We start from the raw sequence: 15,476 nt of genomic DNA on the forward strand, positions 1-15,476 counted from the left end.
CACGACGGGAGCCGGGCTGTACCGTCGCGGCGCGGCAGCTGTGGGACACGGGGGCGATGCGGTCACCGCTGCGGCCGACGAGCCGTGCCCGGCGCGGAAGCGTCCTCGTCCGTCTGGGGCACGGCCGGAGCCGTCCGGTCACGGGCCTGTCCGGTTCCGTCAGGAGCGCGGTCAGCGTTCGCACATGCGCTGGTCCGCCGCGTTCGCCGGTTCGGGCTCCCTTCGCCGGCGGGTTGGTTCCGTGCTCCCGCCGGACGGAGTGCACTCCAAGAGATAGCACGTTCGCCCTCGCGCTGAACATCCCATGGCCGGGAACAGGCGCAGGAGTCACGATGACAGGCCCGTATCTGCAAAGCTGCTCGACAGGCGGCACTGTCAGGAGGAACGGGGGGATGCACCCGCTCCACGGAGGCCTGCATCGCATCCCATGTCCGATCGCCGGCCGGTTCACCTACACCGCACATTCTGACAGTTGATGACGAGTCGTCAGGTTGCAGGGATGCCACGTCCGGGGTCTGCTTCTGTTCCGCCGGGGCACACTCGCCACCTGGGGGTGGGGCTCGGCGGAAAGCGGGGGCCGGGGAGCGGGCTGGACGAGGCCGGCACCCGTCACCGTGGCCCCGAAGGGCGTCATCGCCACCCCGGGGCTGCGGGCGTCGGCGATCCGTTCGAAGAAGAACTCGTGCTTGAGGGAGGAGACGTCGTACTCGTGACCCGGGTACGGCGGGATCAGCTGGGCGGCCTGGAACAGCCGCCGGCCCTCCCGGAGCGCCGTCACTCCTGTCTCGTACGGCGGCTCGTCGCTGTCGTCGGTGGTGGGAGAGGTGCGGCCGGTGCCGTCGTACCTCGCCCAGCCGACGACGGAGGAGTCCAGTGCGGAGCTGGACCGGTAGAGCACCAGCATCTGCTGCGGGGCCGAATCGGTCGTCATGGCGTCTTCTCCTTGGGACGGTTGGAGACCCTGGTCACCCGGTGGTCGAGGTCGTAGCTGTCGTCGCCGGTCAGCGCCCGCCACGGCAGGATGCGGTTGGACCGCTCCGGTCGACCGGTCGCGGCACGGGAAGTCGTTGCAGCTGTCTTGACGTGCCGAGGTGGGCGGGTATTGACTCCGCTCACGTTCAAGATCTCATCTGCCTCCCACTGGGAGGGCTCCCTTCGACCCTGCATTGTTAGCGCTAACACCCTTGGCGAGCTGCACGTCGCCCCCGCCGACTCGGTGGACGGCAACGCCTTCGCATACGGCGAGTTGGAGGCGCATCCTCCGCCGACCTTCCCCGCAGAGAGAAGCACCTGTGCAGGGCTTCTGAAGTCCGACAGGCAAAGGTGGGGCTTCCCCGCCGGCCGATCCCGACTCCTGGCGCGCGCCGCCAGGTAGCACACGTGTCAACGACAACCGAACCGTGTGACAGCTCCATCCCCACAGATAGGACATCTCGATGCGCAGACGAAGTTCCAACCGCAGACCTCTGTCCGTGGTGCTCACCGCCGTGGCTGCGGCCGTGGTGGCGTTGGCGTCGATGCTCGTCGCAGGCCAGGCTCAGGCGGCCACCAGCGGCGCATTGCGCGGTGCGGGTTCCGGTCGGTGTCTCGATGTGCCGAACGCGAGCCAGACCGACGGAACGTTCCTTCAGATCTGGGACTGTTCGGGCGGGACCAACCAGCAGTGGACGTTGACGTCCGGCAACCAGCTGACCGTGTACGGCACCAAGTGCCTGGATGTTCCGGGCCACGCCACCGCGGCCGGCACGCGGGTGGAGATCTGGGCCTGTACCGGCGCCGCGAACCAGCAGTGGCGGGTGAATTCCGACGGGACGGTCGTCGGTGTGGAGTCCGGGCTGTGCCTGGACGTGTCGGGCGGTGGTACGGCCAACGGGACGGCGGTGCAACTCTGGAACTGCGGCGGCACCGGCAACCAGCAGTGGACCGGCCTGTCCGGGACGGGCGCCACGTGTGCTCTCCCGTCGACGTACCGGTGGACCTCGACCGGTCCGCTGGCGGAGCCGGTGAACGGGGGAGCCGCGCTGAAGGACTTCACCGACGTGGTCTACAACGGCAAGCACCTGGTCTACGCGACCTACTCCGACGGAACGTCGTGGAAGTCGATGGGATTCGCTCCCTTCACGAACTGGGCGGACATGGCCTCGGCCACCCAGACCGTCATGTCCTCGTCCGCGGTGGCGCCCCAGCTGTTCTACTTCGCGCCCAAGAACACCTGGGTGCTGGCCTCACTGGGGTGGGGGACCGCCTGGCCCTTCACGTACCGCACGTCCAGCGACCCCACCAACCCCAACGGCTGGTCCGCGCCGCAGGCGCTGTTCACCGGCAGTCTCCCCACCGGCGGCCCGATCGACCCGACCCTGATCGCCGACGACCAGAACATGTACCTGTTCTTCGCCGGTGACAACGGCAGCATCTACCGGGCGAGCATGCCGATCGGGAACTTCCCCGGTAGCTTCGGCTCCTCGTACACCACGGTCATGAGCGACACGGTGCAGAACCTGTTCGAGGCGCCCCAGGTCTACAAGGTCCAGGGCCAGAACCAGTACCTCATGATCGTCGAGGCCCGGGACGTGAACGAGCACCGCTACTTCCGCTCGTTCACCGCCACCAGCCTGAACGGTTCCTGGACTCCGCAGGCCGCCACCGCGAGCGACGCCTTCGCGAGCAAGGCCAACAGCGGTGCCAATTGGACCAATGACATCAGCCACGGTGACCTGGTTCGCAACAACCCCGACCAGACCATGACCATCGACCCATGCAACATGCAGTTCCTCTACCAGGGCAGGAACCCCAACTCGGACGGCACGTCCTACATCCAGCTGCCGTACCGGCCGGGCGTGCTCACCCTGCAGCGCTGACCCGCCCGGTCCGTCTGAGAACCGGTACCCGACGCCTGGAGGAACCCCGGCCGCGCGCCGGTCGGGGTTCCTCGTCCTGGATGCAGGCGGTTCCTGTGCAGCCACTCCACGGAGCCGTTCAGCGGGTGGTCACTTGACGAACGCCTCCGGCGGCCCGTGCCCCTGGCGCTGCGGATCGGCGGCCCGGACGGCGCGCTGAACGTCAGCCCGGCCGGCACCGTGGAGGCGGAGCTGCCCTACCCGGCCTGACGGCGGCCCCAGGACGCGGGTCCCCGCACGCCACAGCACGGGCGTGCGGGGACTCCCGCCCCGGACCCGGCCGCCCCGGACCCGCCCGACACCCGCCCGACACCCGGAAGTCGTCGTCGCGGAGGCGATCTCACGATTGTGTGCGTTAACAACCAGCCATCTTGACGGTGTCTCAGCGTCTGGCCATAGTGAGGGGCGGCGCAGCCCGGCCAGGAACTTCCTCGGCGTCCCGGGTGCGCTCTTTTCCGGCCACTGTTGTTAACGCTAACAATATTGGAACGCCTTCTTCCTTCCCCCACCCGCGAAGGAGTTCGTTCATGACCATACGATCGTGGCTGAGCCGCGCCCGCCGGGCGCTGGCGGCGGTCGGAACGACCGCGGTGCTGGCCGCCGGTCTGCTCGCCGGCACGGGCACCGCTGAGGCCGCGGCCGAGGGGCCGTGCGACGTCTACGCCGGCGGCGGAACGCCGTGCGTCGCGGCGCACAGCACCACCCGTGCGCTGTTCGCCTCCTACGGCGGCCCGCTGTACCAGGTGCAGCGGGCCTCGGACGGCACGTTGCACGACGTCGGGGTACTGTCCGCCGGGGGCATCGCCGACGCCGCGGCACAGGACTCCTTCTGCGCGGCCACCACCTGCACCATCACCCGCGTCTACGACCAGACCGGCGGCGGCAACACCCTGGTTTACCAGGGGCCCGGCGGGACCGGCGGCGCCGACACGGCGGCCGTCGCGAACACGGAGCCGCTGAGCGTGGGCGGCCACAAGGCGTACGCGCTCTCCATCGAACCCGGCAACAGCTACTTCGCCCACAACTCCGCCGGGGGCGTGCCGACCGGCAGCTCGTCCGAAGGCGAGTACATGGTCACCAGCGGCACCCACGTCAACAACGGCTGCTGCTTCGACTACGGCAACACTGAGATCGACCACAAGGCCGACGGCAACGGCGCCATGGACGCGATCAGCTTCGGCACGGAATGCTGGTTCGGCGGCTGCAGCGGAACCGGCCCGTGGGTGCAGGCGGATCTGGAGAACGGCCTGTTCTCCGGTGGCGGCAAGGCGTGGAACCCCCGCCAGGTCCCGCAGACCAGCCGCTTCGTCACCGCGATGCTCAAGAACGACGGCACCAGCCAGATGGCACTCAAGGGCGCCAACGCCGAGTCCGGGAGCCTGACCGAGCTCTACAGCGGTTCGCTGCCCAGCGGATGGAGCCCGATGCGCAAGCAGGGTGCCGTCATCCTCGGCAGCGGCGGCGACTGCTGCCAGACCAACCGCAACGCGAGCGCGGGCACCTTCTACGAGGGGGCGATGGTCAAGGGCTACCCCTCCGACGCCACCGACGCCGCGGTCCAGGCCAACATCGCCGCGGCCGGCTACCGCACCGACGTCACCGCCCCCTTCACACCGGGCGCGAAGGTGTCGCTGCGGGCCACCACCTCCTGCTGCACCGACGACTACCTGCAGCACGACACGAGCGACGACAGGGTCGTGATCGCGCCGGTGACCTCCGGCAGTTCCGCCATCGACAAGGGCGGCGCCACCTGGATCGTCCGGGCCGGCCTGGCCGGCAGTGGCTGCGTCTCCTTCGAGTCGGCCGACATGCCCGGCAGGTACCTCAGGCACTACGCGTTCCAGCTCCTTCTCCAGCCCAACGCGGGCACCAGCCAGTTCGCCGCCGACGCCACCTTCTGCGCGCAGCCCGGGAACAGCGGCACCGGCTACTCCCTGAAGTCCCTCAACTTCCCGGAGAGGTACGTCCGCCACTACCGCTTCGCCGGCTACGTCGCGAGCGACGGCGGCACCGACGCCTGGGACAGCCCTTCGTCGTGGGCCCAGGACACCAGCTGGCTCGTCGCCGTCCCCTGGAGCTGACCAGCAGCCCCCGTGCAGGGGGTCCGGTGCCCACGAGGGCAGGAAGCCGCACCGGACCCGCAGGCGCCAGCGCAACCCGTGCCGTCCGCACAGCCGGACACCGGGAGGTTCGTCGGCGCCCCCCACCCCCACCCAGTGAAGGAACTCCTCATGATCAAACCGTGGATGAACCGCCTCCGACACGCGTTCCTCGCGGCCGGTACCACCGCTGCGCTCGCCGCCGGCCTGCTCACCGCCACGGCCGGCACCTCACAGGCCGCCACCCAGGGACCGTGCGACATCTACGCCGCGGGCAACACCCCGTGCGTTGCCGCGCACAGCACCACCCGGGCCCTGTACGGGGCGTACAACGGCCCGCTGTACCAGGTCAGGCGCGCCTCCGACAACGCGACCAAGGACATCGGCCTGCTGGGCGCCGGCGGATACGCCGACGCCGCCGCGCAGGACTCCTTCTGCGCCGGCACCAGCTGCGTCATCACCGTCCTCTACGACCAGTCCGGCAAGGGCAACCACCTCACCCAGGCGCCTGCCGGCGGGGCGGCCGGCGGGCCGGACAACCTCGCCAACGCCTTCGAAGCGCCGGTCACCGTCGGCGGACACAAGGCGTACGGCGTCTACGTCGCCCCCGGGACCGGGTACCGCAACAACAACACCAACGGCATCGCCACCGGCGACCAGGCCGAGGGCATGTACGCCGTCTTCGACGGCACGCACTTCAACGGCGGCTGCTGCTTCGACTACGGCAACGCCGAGACCAACAACCTGGACACCGGCAACGGCCACATGGAGGCCCTCTACTTCGGCAACAACAAGAGCTGGGGCTCGGGCAGCGGCAACGGCCCCTGGGTCATGGCCGACCTGGAGAACGGCCTGTTCTCCGGGGTCAACCGAGGATTCAACGCCAATGACCCCAGCGTCAGCAACCGATTCCTGACCGCCATGCTCAAGGGCGGCCCGAACCAGTGGGCCCTCCACGGCGGCGACGCGCAGTCGGGCGGTCTGTCCACCTTCTACAACGGCGCACGCCCCAACGCCACCGGTTACGACCCGATGCACAAGGAAGGCGCGATCATCCTCGGCATCGGCGGTGACAACAGCAAGTGGGCCCAAGGCACCTTCTACGAAGGGGTCATGACCCAGGGCTACCCGTCGGACGCCACCGAGAACGCGGTCCAGGCCAACATCACCGCCGTGGGCTACAACAGCGGTTCGACCAGCACCGGCACGCTGACCCCCGGTTCCCGGATCTCCCTGCGGGCCACCACCGCGCCCTGCTGCACCTCCCACTACCTCCGCCACAACGACACCGACTCCAAGGTCGTCATCTCCGACACCAGCTCCGCCGGCTCGGCCACCGACAAGGCCGACGCCACTTGGATCGTCCGCGCCGGACTGGCCAACAGCTCCTGCCTGTCCTTCGAGTCCGCCAACAACCCCGGGCAGTTCCTGCACCACTACAACTACGAGCTCTACCTGGACTTCGACAGCGGCGCAGGCTCCTTCGCGCAGGACGCCACCTTCTGCGCCACCAGCGGCAACAGCGGGGTCGGCACCTCCTTCCAGTCCGTCAACTTCCCGACGAAGTACCTCCGCCACTACAACTACACGGTCTACATTGCCGACAACGGAGGCTCCAACAGCTGGGACAGCTCCGCCAGTTGGGCTGACGACACCAGCTGGCTGGTGGCCCAGCCCTGGGGCTGAGCCGCCGGGGCGCCGGCGGTCGTGCGCAGCGCGATGCTGCGGGCGGGCCATGGTGCCGATGGTCCTGACGGGTGCCGAGCTCAGGGGCGAGACCGCCCCTGAGCTCGGCGCAGCCATTGCGGCCGGGGCCTGCGCGCCCGGCCACGGTCGGCGGAGCCGCCGAGAAGCCGCCCGCCCGGGCCGGCGCGAGCCTGCCGCGCCGACCGCCTCAACTGCCCCGGAGCGGCACGGGCGGCGGTTCGGCGGCATGGCGGCGGCCGGCCGTCGACCGCAGTGCGGCAGGTGTTGTGACTGGTCGACGGCGAGCCGGCGCCGACGCCATCGAGTGCGGCGAGCCTCCGATCGTGCACCGCCGATCTGGTGTGACCTGCCCCGATCGGGCCCGAGGCGTGTTCCGTGATTCCGGTCCTCCACGGCAGGGAGCGTGCTCCTCCGGTCGTCAACTGGCCGTCATGGATATGGGGTTGAGGGTGCCTCCGATTGCCGGTGGCGTCCTGGTCAAGATTGGGTAACGCGGCGCGGAGGCCTTGCTGGGGCCAATTGTTAGCGTTAACAATCGGTTCCGAGCGAAACGGCGACGATACCTTGCGTTCACGCAGTCGGTGCCGTTCGCGCGATCGATGATCCCGAGAGGAAGTCCCACCATGTCCAAGAGAGCTGCGGCGGCCCTGGTCGCCGGTGCGATGGTCACCGTCCTCACCGCGTGCGGTTCCGGCGGAGGCGGGGGCTCGGCCGACAAGGGGGCCGGCCACAAGCTCGTGGTGGGCTTCTCGCAGGTCGGCGCGGAGAGCGGTTGGCGCACCGCGAACACCAAGTCGATCCAGGAGTCCGCGAAGAAGGCGGGCATCGAGCTCAAGTTCTCCGACGCGCAGCAGAAGCAGGAGAACCAGATCAAGGCGATCCGCTCGTTCATCCAGCAGAAGGTGGACGTGATCGCCTTCTCGCCGGTGGTGGAGTCGGGTTGGGACACCGTGCTGAAGGAGGCGAAGGACGCCAAGATCCCGGTCATCCTGACCGACCGCGCGGTGGACTCCAAGGACGAGTCGCTCTACGTCTCCTTCCTGGGCTCGGACTTCGTCGAGGAGGGCAAGAAGGCCGGCGACTGGCTGGTGAAGGAGTACCAGGGCAAGTCCGACGAGGTGAACATCGTCCAGCTGGAGGGCACCACCGGTTCGGCGCCGGCCAACGACCGCAAGTCCGGCTTCGCGGACGCCACCAAGGGTGAGCCCAAGTTCAAGGTGGTCGCCTCGCAGACCGGCGACTTCACCCGCGCGAAGGGCAAGGAGGTCATGCAGGCCTTCCTGAAGTCCCAGTCGAAGATCGACGTGCTGTACGCGCACAACGACGACATGGCGCTCGGCGCGATCCAGGCGATCGAGGAGGCCGGCAAGAAGCCGGGCACCGATATCAAGATCGTCTCTGTGGACGGCGTCAAGGACGCCTTCACCGCGATGAGCCAGGGGAAGATCAACTACGACGTCGAGTGCAACCCGCTGCTCGGCGACCAGCTGATGGACCTGGTGAAGAAGGTCAAGGCGGGTGAGCAGGTGCCGCGGCGGATCAAGACCGAGGAGGGCACCTTCACTCCCGAGCAGGCCACCGCGGCCCTGCCCAACCGCCAGTACTGACCGGCCTGGCCGGCCCGGGGAGCGATCGGCCGGATCGCTCCCCGGTGAGCCGGATCGCACGACGAGAGGAGAACCGGGGTGCGTCAGCAACCGGTCCTGGAAGTCCGGGGTATCCGCAAGGAGTTCCCCGGGGTGGTGGCGCTGGACGGGGTCGACTTCCGGCTCTTCCCCGGCGAGGTGCACGCGCTGATGGGGGAGAACGGCGCCGGCAAGTCCACGCTGATCAAGGTGCTCACCGGCGTCCACCAGTCGGACGGCGGCGAGGTGGTGCTGGCCGGCGATCGGGTGCGGATCGACGGGCCGTTGCAGGCCCAGCAGGCCGGGATCAGCACGGTCTACCAGGAGGTGAACCTCTGCCCGAACCTGTCGGTCGCGGAGAACATCTTCATCGGGCGCGAACCCCGCCGGTTCGGCCTGATCGGCTGGGCGGCGATGCGCCGCCGGGCCGCCGAGCTGGTCCGCGAGCTGGACCTGGACGTCGACGTCAGCGCGCCGCTGAACAGCTACTCCATCGCCGTCCAGCAGCTGGTGGCGATCGTCCGTGCGGTCGACGTCTCCGCCAAGGTGCTGATCCTGGACGAGCCCACCTCCAGCCTGGACCGCGACGAGGTGCGCCAACTCTTCGCCGTCATGCGGCGCTTGCGCGACCAGGGCGTGGCGATCCTGTTCGTCTCGCACTTCCTCGACCAGATCTACGAGATCTGCGACCGGATGACGGTGCTGCGCAACGGCCGACTGGAGGGCGAGTACCTGACCGGGGAGCTGAACCAGGTCGAACTCGTCTCCCGGATGATCGGCACCGAGCTCGCCGGACTCGACCAGCTCGGCGGCGGAAAGCGGCGCGAACGCACCGCACCGGCCGACGGAACGGCGTTCCTGCAGGCCGACGGGATGACCCGGCGCAGCGCGGTCGAGCCGTACGACCTGGCCATCAGGCCCGGCGAAGTGATCGGACTGGCCGGGCTGTTGGGCTCCGGGCGGACCGAGGCCGCCCGGCTGCTGTTCGGCGCCGACCAGAGCGACGGAGGCACGCTGCGGATCGAGGGCGTCGAGACCGCGCTGCGCAGCCCGCGCGACGCGATCGCCCACGGCATCGCGTTCTGCTCCGAGAACCGCAAGACCGAGGGCCTGGTCGGCGAACTGACCGTCCGGGAGAACATCGTCCTGGCTCTGCAGGCGTCCCGCGGCTGGACGCGCCCGCTGTCGCGCACCGCGCAGGACGCGTACGCGCTGCGCTGGATACGCGCCCTGGACATCCGCCCCGGCGACCCCGAGGCGCTGGTGCGCAACCTCAGCGGCGGCAACCAGCAGAAGGTGCTGCTCGCCCGCTGGCTGCTCACCGACCCCAAGCTGCTGATCCTGGACGAACCCACCCGGGGCATCGACATCGGGGCGAAGGCCGAGATCCAGAAGCTGGTGGCGAACCTCGCCGAGGACGGCATGGCGGTGCTGTTCATCTCCGCCGAGCTGGAGGAGGTGCTGCGGCTCAGTCACCGGGTCGGCGTACTGCGCGACCACCGGATGGTCGCCCAGCTCGACAACGACGTCGAGCTCACCCCGGAGCGTGTCCTGGCCACCATCGCGAGCGGAGCGGAAGAATGACCACGGCACTGACCACCGCGCGGGCGAGGGCGGTGACGCGGTCCCGGCTGTTCTGGCCGGCCGTGGTGCTGGCCGTGCTGCTGCTCGGCAACCTCGCCTTCACCCCGGACTTCTTCGCCGTCCACGTCCAGGGCGGCCACCTGTACGGCAGTACGGTCGACATCCTGCATTTCGGCGCCCCGCTGATCCTGGTCTCCCTGGGCATGACCCTGGTGATCGCCACCGGCGGCATCGACCTGTCGGTCGGCTCCACCGTCGCCATCGCCGGTGCGCTGGCCTGCCAGCACATCAGCGAGGCCGCCGACCCGGCGAGCCTCGGCACGGTGTTCGGGGCGACGGGCATCGCGCTCGGCACGGCGGTGCTGCTGGGCGTCGCGAACGGGGTGCTGGTGGCCAAGGTCGGCGTCCAGCCGATCATCGCCACGCTGATCCTGATGGTCGCCGGACGCGGCTTGGCCCAGCTGATCACCGACGGCCAGATCATCACCGTCACCAGCGAGCCGTACAAGCTGATCGGCGGCGGCTACTGGCTGACCATGCCGTTCGCGATCCTGCTCAGCGCGCTGGTGGTGCTGGCCACCGTGCTGCTGACCCGCTTGACCGCGCTCGGGCTGCTGCTGGAGTCCGTCGGCGGCAACCCGGTGGCCAGCCGGCTGGTCGGCATCCGGGCGATGCGGCTGGTGGCCCTGGTCTACGTGTTCAGCGCGCTGTGCGCGGCGCTGGCGGGCCTGATGGTGTCCTCCAACGTCTCGGCCGCCGACGGCAACAACGCCGGACTCTGGATCGAACTGGACGCCATCCTCGCGGTGGTGCTCGGCGGGACCTCGCTGAACGGCGGCCGGTTCTCGATCGGCGGCACCGTCCTGGGCGCGCTCATCATCCAGACCCTCTCCACCACCGTCTACACCATCGGCATCCCGCCGGAGACCACCCTGGTGTTCAAGGCGTTCGTGGTGATCGCGGTCTGCCTGATCCAGTCGCCCGTCTTCCGCGCCAAGCTCGCTGCCCGCGGCGCCCGGGCCCGGCGCACCGCCGCCGTCCGGCCGCACGCTGTGGCCCCCATCAACCGGGAGGTCGGCGAATGAACGCCAACGCCCTGCTGACCCGCCTGCGCGGGCAGATCCCGCTGCTGGTCACCGCGGTCCTGCTGGTGTCGATGTTCAGCGTCGGCTCGGTGCAGTACGACGGCTTCTTCTCCGGCCAGGTCGTGCTCAACCTGCTGATCGACAACGCCTTCCTGCTCGTCGTCGCGGTCGGCATGACCTTCGTCGTGCTGACCGGAGGCATCGACCTGTCGGTCGGCGCGGTGGTGGCGCTGTCCACCATGGTCTCCGCCTGGCTGGTCCAGTTGCACGGCTGGCCGCCGCTGCTGGTGATCCCGCTGGTCCTGCTGATGGGCACCGCGGGCGGCTGGCTGATGGGCTGGGTCATCCACGTCTTCGAGATCCAGCCGTTCATCGTCACCCTGGCCGGCATGTTCCTGGCCCGCGGCCTGTGCTACACGATCAGCGTCGAGTCGATCTCCATCACCGACCCGCAGTACACCGCCATGGCGCAGACCCGGATTCCGCTCGGCAGCCTGTTCGTCTCACCGAGCGCGGTCATCGCGCTGCTGGTGCTGGCGGTCGGGTTCGTCGTGCTGCACTACACCCGGTTCGGCCGCAACGTGTACGCGCTCGGCGGCAGCGAGCAGTCCGCGCTGCTCATGGGCCTGCCGGTGCAGCGCACCAAGACCACCGTCTACGCGATCAGCGGCTTCTGCTCCGCGCTCGGCGGGGTACTGCTCACCTTCTACATGCTGTCCGGCTACGGCCTGCACGCGGTGGGCCTCGAACTCGACGCGATCGCCGCGGTCGTCATCGGCGGCACCCTGCTCACCGGAGGCTCCGGCTACTTGCTGGGCACCCTGCTGGGCGTGCTGGTGCTCGGCCTGATCCAGACCGTGATCAGCTTCCAGGGCACCCTCAGCTCCTGGTGGACCCGCATCGTCATCGGCGCCCTGCTGTTCGTCTTCATCGTCCTGCAGCGTTTGATCACCGCCCGCCGGCGGTAGCACACCGCGTCGCCCCGGCACGGCCCGGACAGGCCCTGCCGGGGCGTCCAGGTGGTGGCACGACCCGGCTCGGGCAGGGCTACGGTCAGCGGGTGTCGAGGAGGTGCTCCAGGGCGAGCCGGTCCAGCTGCTCGACCGCTGACGACGGTCCGCCGGATCATGGCGGACCCGGCCCTGCTGCCTGTCGGCTGACGGCCCCGGGCCGTTCGTCGGGCTGCCCTTCGTCGGACTCCCGGCTGCGGGAGCCCGACGAAGGGTCCTGGCGCGCTGGCCACGCGGACAGGCCTGCGGAGCGGACTCGTCGACGGCGTTGTAGCGGTTGGGCAGCGCGTCGTGAACCGCCCGTTCGACGGCCTACTGTGCGATGACGGACCACTGCAGGTTGGAGCTGCCGTTCCAGCCCCACTGCTTGGTGACGGAGCCGGCGGCGACCTGGCCGCCGCCGTCCAGGACCAGGCCCGTGGTGCGGTTGGCGATGCTGTACAGGCCGTTGCCCCGATCGGTGATCTGCCACTGCTGGTTGGTGCCGCCGTTCCAGGGAGCCTGCTGCGCGGGTGCCCCGTTGGAGGTGGCGCCCCAGCCGTCGGCGACCATCCCGTTGGTGCGGTTGACCAGCTTGTAGTAGCCGTTGCCGAGCTCGACCGCCTGCCACTGGAGATTGGGGCTGCCGTTCCAGGTCCACTGCTTGAGGTTGCTGCCCGAGGCGACGTTGCCGCCGCTGTCCAGGGCCAGGCCGTCGGTGACGTTGCCGATCCGGAAGTAGGCCGCCGGGTTGAAGATCACCTTCAGCGAGGTGACGGCGTCGTTGTTGCCGGTGCTGCGCAGGTCGGGGTTGTCCGCGCCGAAGGTCCACGCCGTCCCGGTGAAGTTGTCGCCGGAGTAGCCGATCACCTGGTAGCCGGCCGGAACCCGCAGGGACGAGATGGTCTGCGCCGCCAGCCCCGCGCTCTGCAACTGGGCGGCCGTGTAGCCGCCCAGCACCAGCGCGGCCGCCGTGCCCGCGTACGAGATGTCGCTGTACGCGGTGGCCACGCCGGTGCCCCCGGGCTGGAGGACGGGGATCTGACCGGAGAAGGTGAACTTCAGGACGTAGGCGAGGGCGTTGAACGGGGCCGAGGACGACGGCAGCGTGATGTGCAGGCCGTCGCTCGCCTGGGTCGGGGTGGGCAGGCTGGTGTACGTGCCTGCGGTCGCACTGAGCAGTTGGACCGAGGTCAGGGAGCTGAGGTCGATGCGGTCGCTCGCCAGGGTGCTGATGGTCGTGGAACTCCCGGGCCAGCCGAGGACCGTGGCGTACAGGACGGTGCCGTCCTTGCTGCGGGTGAACCGGAAGTCCTTGTTCGTGCCTGCCACGGGGGTGGTGAAGGAGCCGCCGCCCATCTTGGTCGGCCCCTCCCCGTAGACCGTCCACGCCCGGGTGGCGTACACGGACTCGCCGAACCGGTGGAGGTGGTCGCCGATGCCCAGAAGGACGTCCTTCTGGCCCTGGGGAATCGTCCCGTCCGCCATGGGGGCGATGTTGAGCAGCATGTTGCCGTTCTTGCTGACCCGGTCGATCAGCGCGTGCAGCATCTGCTGGGTGGAGTAGTAGCCGATGCCGACGGTGTAGCACCAGCTGGAGCTGCTGATGCTGTCGTCGGTCAGCCAGTACGGGTTGGCGATGTCGCCCGGGCCGCCGCGTTCGTAGTCGAAGACCTCGCCGAGGTTGTCGTAACCGTCCTTGTAGGTGGCCACGACCTCCCGACCCCAGCCCAGGGCCTGGTTGTAGTAGTACGAGAGGAAGTTCAGGCGTTGTGTCTCGTCGACCTTGGAGAGGTCGAAGTCCTCCCACAGGATGTCCGGTTGGGCCAGGTCGATGACCTCCTTGAGCTTGTCGTACCAGAGCTGGTTCTCCGCCGTGGTGCCCAGCTGGCCGAAGAGCTTCTGCAGGCTCGCGGTCGGCTGCGCCGGTGCGTGGTCGTAGTAGCCGTTGAAGTTGTAGGCGTGGTGCATGGCCACCAGCAGCTTCAGTCCCTTGCCCCGGATCGAGTCGCGGAAGATCTGCAGGAGGTTCAGCTTCGGTCCTCGCTGCACCGAGTTCCACTCGTTGACCGTGCTGTTCCACATCGAGAAGCCGTCGTGGTGCTCCGCCACCGGCCCGGCGAACCGGGCGCCGGCGTCCACGAAGAGCTGGGCCCAGGCGTCCGGGTCGAAGTTCCCGCCCTGGGAGGCCAACTTGGGCGCGAACTGCACCCAGTTGCCAGCCTTGTCGCGGGCCCCGTCGAGGAAGTTGTTGTAGGGCCAGACCGACGGGTCCCCGTAGGTGGCGATGTGATGGTTGTTCACATCGCTCCCGCCGATGTACATGTTCCGCGGGTACCACTCGCTGCCGTACGCCGGGACACTGAAGGCACCCCAATGGAAGTAGATCCCGAACTTGGCGTCCTGGAACCACTGCGGCGCCGGCGGGTGCTGATCCACCGAGGCCCAGGTGGGCGAGTAGGACGACGGAGCCGCGACCGCCCTCGTCGTACCGAGCGTCAGATTCGCCGTCGCGGCGGCAACGATGCCGGCGGCACTCGACAGGAAGACACGTCTGTTGATCGCCATGGCTGGATCCTTCGTCGTTGGGTGGAGGATGTTCCGGGCCGCGACACCGAAGCTGGGGCAGCGCATGCCGTGCGGCTCGACACGGCCTGCCGCGTGCAAGGCGTAGAAATGTGAGCGATAACAGAAGCGGCCCAGCCGATTCTGGCAGCCTCGTGACGACTGTCAAGGCATCGGACGGGGCGAGCTGCTCGCCCGGCGACACATGGGATGTCTCTGCGGGTGCTTGACAGTGCCACTGGCCTGGCCTTTTGGCTGGCTCAAGCAATATGGGCGCGCAATCTGACGATCTGTCACCTCCGTGCTTCGTTGGATGAACACTCGGCATACATAGGATGTTTGGCGGCCAGGGAGACGTGATATCTCTACGACGGTCAGTGCCTGGACGACACCAACCTCAGCACCGCCGGCGCTACGCAGTACCAGCAGTACAACGGCGAGGGCGGCTACCAGCAGATGCTCGATCTCAAGCCAGTCGCCGGTCGGGCGAACACCTACACCGTGGTCGACGAGTACAGCGGCAAGGGCCTGGACGTCTCGGGTGCCTCCGCGGCCGACGGAGCCGCCGTCATCCGATGGACCTGCGGCGGCGGGACGAACCAGATGTTCACGCTGCAGCCGGTCACCGCGCTGGGCAGCGGCCAGGACTACCAGCTCGTCGCGGTGGGCAGCGGCAAGTGCGTCGACGTCAGCGGGGTGTCGACCGCACCGGGAGCCCCCGTCCACCAGTGGACCTGCGACCCCGCGAGCGTGCTGAGTACCAAGAAGAACCAGATCTGGCACCTGCCGGGCACGGCATGACCGCCCGCGCCTGACCATTCGGGCACCGTGAGGACCCCCCGGCCGGGGGGTCCGCACGGGTCGGGGGGGGGGGGGCGGCCCGGGGGGGGGGGGGGCCGCCCCCCCCCCGGGGGGGGGGCGGCGC

9 protein-coding genes and 2 pseudogenes are annotated in these 15,476 nt (G+C 69.1%); 8 read left to right on the forward strand and 3 right to left on the reverse strand.

Going from position 1 to position 15,476, the window contains the following annotated elements:
• Window positions 1-655: 655 nt before the first annotated feature.
• Together ACFVU9_RS09520 and ACFVU9_RS09525 are read right to left on the reverse strand one after the other, a co-directional pair.
• Window positions 656-931, reverse strand: a pseudogene (locus ACFVU9_RS09520) (hypothetical protein); the annotation flags it as partial.
• Window positions 928-1,053 (reverse strand): annotated as a pseudogene (locus tag ACFVU9_RS09525) (phytanoyl-CoA dioxygenase); the annotation flags it as partial. The pseudogenes ACFVU9_RS09525 and ACFVU9_RS09520, both read right to left, overlap by 4 nt.
• A 383-nt stretch (window positions 1,054-1,436) precedes the next feature.
• Between ACFVU9_RS09525 and ACFVU9_RS09530 the strand changes: the two are divergent.
• The 7 genes from ACFVU9_RS09530 to yjfF all read left to right on the forward strand — a co-directional run bounded on the left by ACFVU9_RS09530 (window position 1,437) and on the right by yjfF (window position 11,965).
• Entirely contained in the window at window positions 1,437-2,858 is a 1,422-nt protein-coding gene (locus tag ACFVU9_RS09530) for a non-reducing end alpha-L-arabinofuranosidase family hydrolase (RefSeq protein WP_387591657.1), read from the forward strand.
• Window positions 2,859-3,424: 566 nt separating this feature from the next.
• Window positions 3,425-4,978 (forward strand): alpha-L-arabinofuranosidase B, encoded by a 1,554-nt coding sequence (locus ACFVU9_RS09535; RefSeq protein ID WP_387591660.1) that lies wholly within the window; start codon window positions 3,425-3,427, stop codon window positions 4,976-4,978.
• Between the two features lie 165 nt (window positions 4,979-5,143).
• Window positions 5,144-6,682 carry an alpha-L-arabinofuranosidase B gene (locus tag ACFVU9_RS09540; protein ID WP_387591663.1) on the forward strand — a complete coding sequence of 513 codons (1,539 nt, stop codon included), beginning with the start codon at window positions 5,144-5,146 and terminating at the stop codon, window positions 6,680-6,682.
• A 644-nt stretch (window positions 6,683-7,326) separates the two neighbouring features.
• The gene (locus ACFVU9_RS09545; protein ID WP_363658768.1) at window positions 7,327-8,310 is read left to right on the forward strand and encodes an ABC transporter substrate-binding protein; all 984 of its coding nucleotides are present in this window, start codon (window positions 7,327-7,329) and stop codon (window positions 8,308-8,310) included.
• Between the two features lie 78 nt (window positions 8,311-8,388).
• The gene (locus ACFVU9_RS09550; protein WP_387591666.1) at window positions 8,389-9,912 is read left to right on the forward strand and encodes a sugar ABC transporter ATP-binding protein; all 1,524 of its coding nucleotides are present in this window, start codon (window positions 8,389-8,391) and stop codon (window positions 9,910-9,912) included.
• On the forward strand, window positions 9,909-10,997 hold the full coding sequence (locus ACFVU9_RS09555) for an ABC transporter permease (protein WP_387591669.1): 1,089 nt from the start codon (window positions 9,909-9,911) through the stop codon (window positions 10,995-10,997). Before ACFVU9_RS09550 ends, ACFVU9_RS09555 begins: the two co-directional genes overlap by 4 nt.
• Window positions 10,994-11,965 (forward strand): galactofuranose ABC transporter, permease protein YjfF, encoded by a 972-nt coding sequence (yjfF, locus tag ACFVU9_RS09560; RefSeq protein ID WP_363658757.1) that lies wholly within the window; start codon window positions 10,994-10,996, stop codon window positions 11,963-11,965. Before ACFVU9_RS09555 ends, yjfF begins: the two co-directional genes overlap by 4 nt.
• A 354-nt stretch (window positions 11,966-12,319) precedes the next feature.
• On the opposite strand, the gene ACFVU9_RS09565 is transcribed toward yjfF, so the two are convergent.
• A complete protein-coding gene (locus ACFVU9_RS09565) occupies window positions 12,320-14,554 on the reverse strand; it encodes an alpha-L-fucosidase (RefSeq protein ID WP_387591673.1) in 2,235 nt (744 codons plus the stop codon).
• 378 nt (window positions 14,555-14,932) lie between these two features.
• Between ACFVU9_RS09565 and ACFVU9_RS09570 the strand changes: the two genes are divergently transcribed.
• Entirely contained in the window at window positions 14,933-15,352 is a 420-nt protein-coding gene (locus ACFVU9_RS09570; protein WP_387591694.1) for an RICIN domain-containing protein, read from the forward strand.
• Window positions 15,353-15,476 lie beyond the last annotated feature (124 nt).

The sequence above is a fragment of the Kitasatospora sp. NPDC057936 genome, assembly GCF_042887525.1.
Taxonomy (GTDB): Bacteria; Actinomycetota; Actinomycetes; order Streptomycetales; family Streptomycetaceae; genus Kitasatospora.

Excerpts from the sequence above, each read along its gene's own strand:
- ACFVU9_RS09530 (WP_387591657.1), top strand. The coding sequence starts at position 1,437 with ATGCGCAGACGAAGTTCCAACCGCAGACCTCTGTCCGTGGTGCTCACC.
- ACFVU9_RS09535 (WP_387591660.1), top strand. The coding sequence starts at position 3,425 with ATGACCATACGATCGTGGCTGAGCCGCGCCCGCCGGGCGCTGGCGGCG.
- ACFVU9_RS09540 (WP_387591663.1), top strand. The coding sequence starts at position 5,144 with ATGAACCGCCTCCGACACGCGTTCCTCGCGGCCGGTACCACCGCTGCG.
- ACFVU9_RS09545 (WP_363658768.1), top strand. The coding sequence starts at position 7,327 with ATGTCCAAGAGAGCTGCGGCGGCCCTGGTCGCCGGTGCGATGGTCACC.
- ACFVU9_RS09555 (WP_387591669.1), top strand. The coding sequence starts at position 9,909 with ATGACCACGGCACTGACCACCGCGCGGGCGAGGGCGGTGACGCGGTCC.
- yjfF (WP_363658757.1), top strand. The coding sequence starts at position 10,994 with ATGAACGCCAACGCCCTGCTGACCCGCCTGCGCGGGCAGATCCCGCTG.
- ACFVU9_RS09565 (WP_387591673.1), bottom strand. The coding sequence starts at position 14,554 with ATGGCGATCAACAGACGTGTCTTCCTGTCGAGTGCCGCCGGCATCGTT.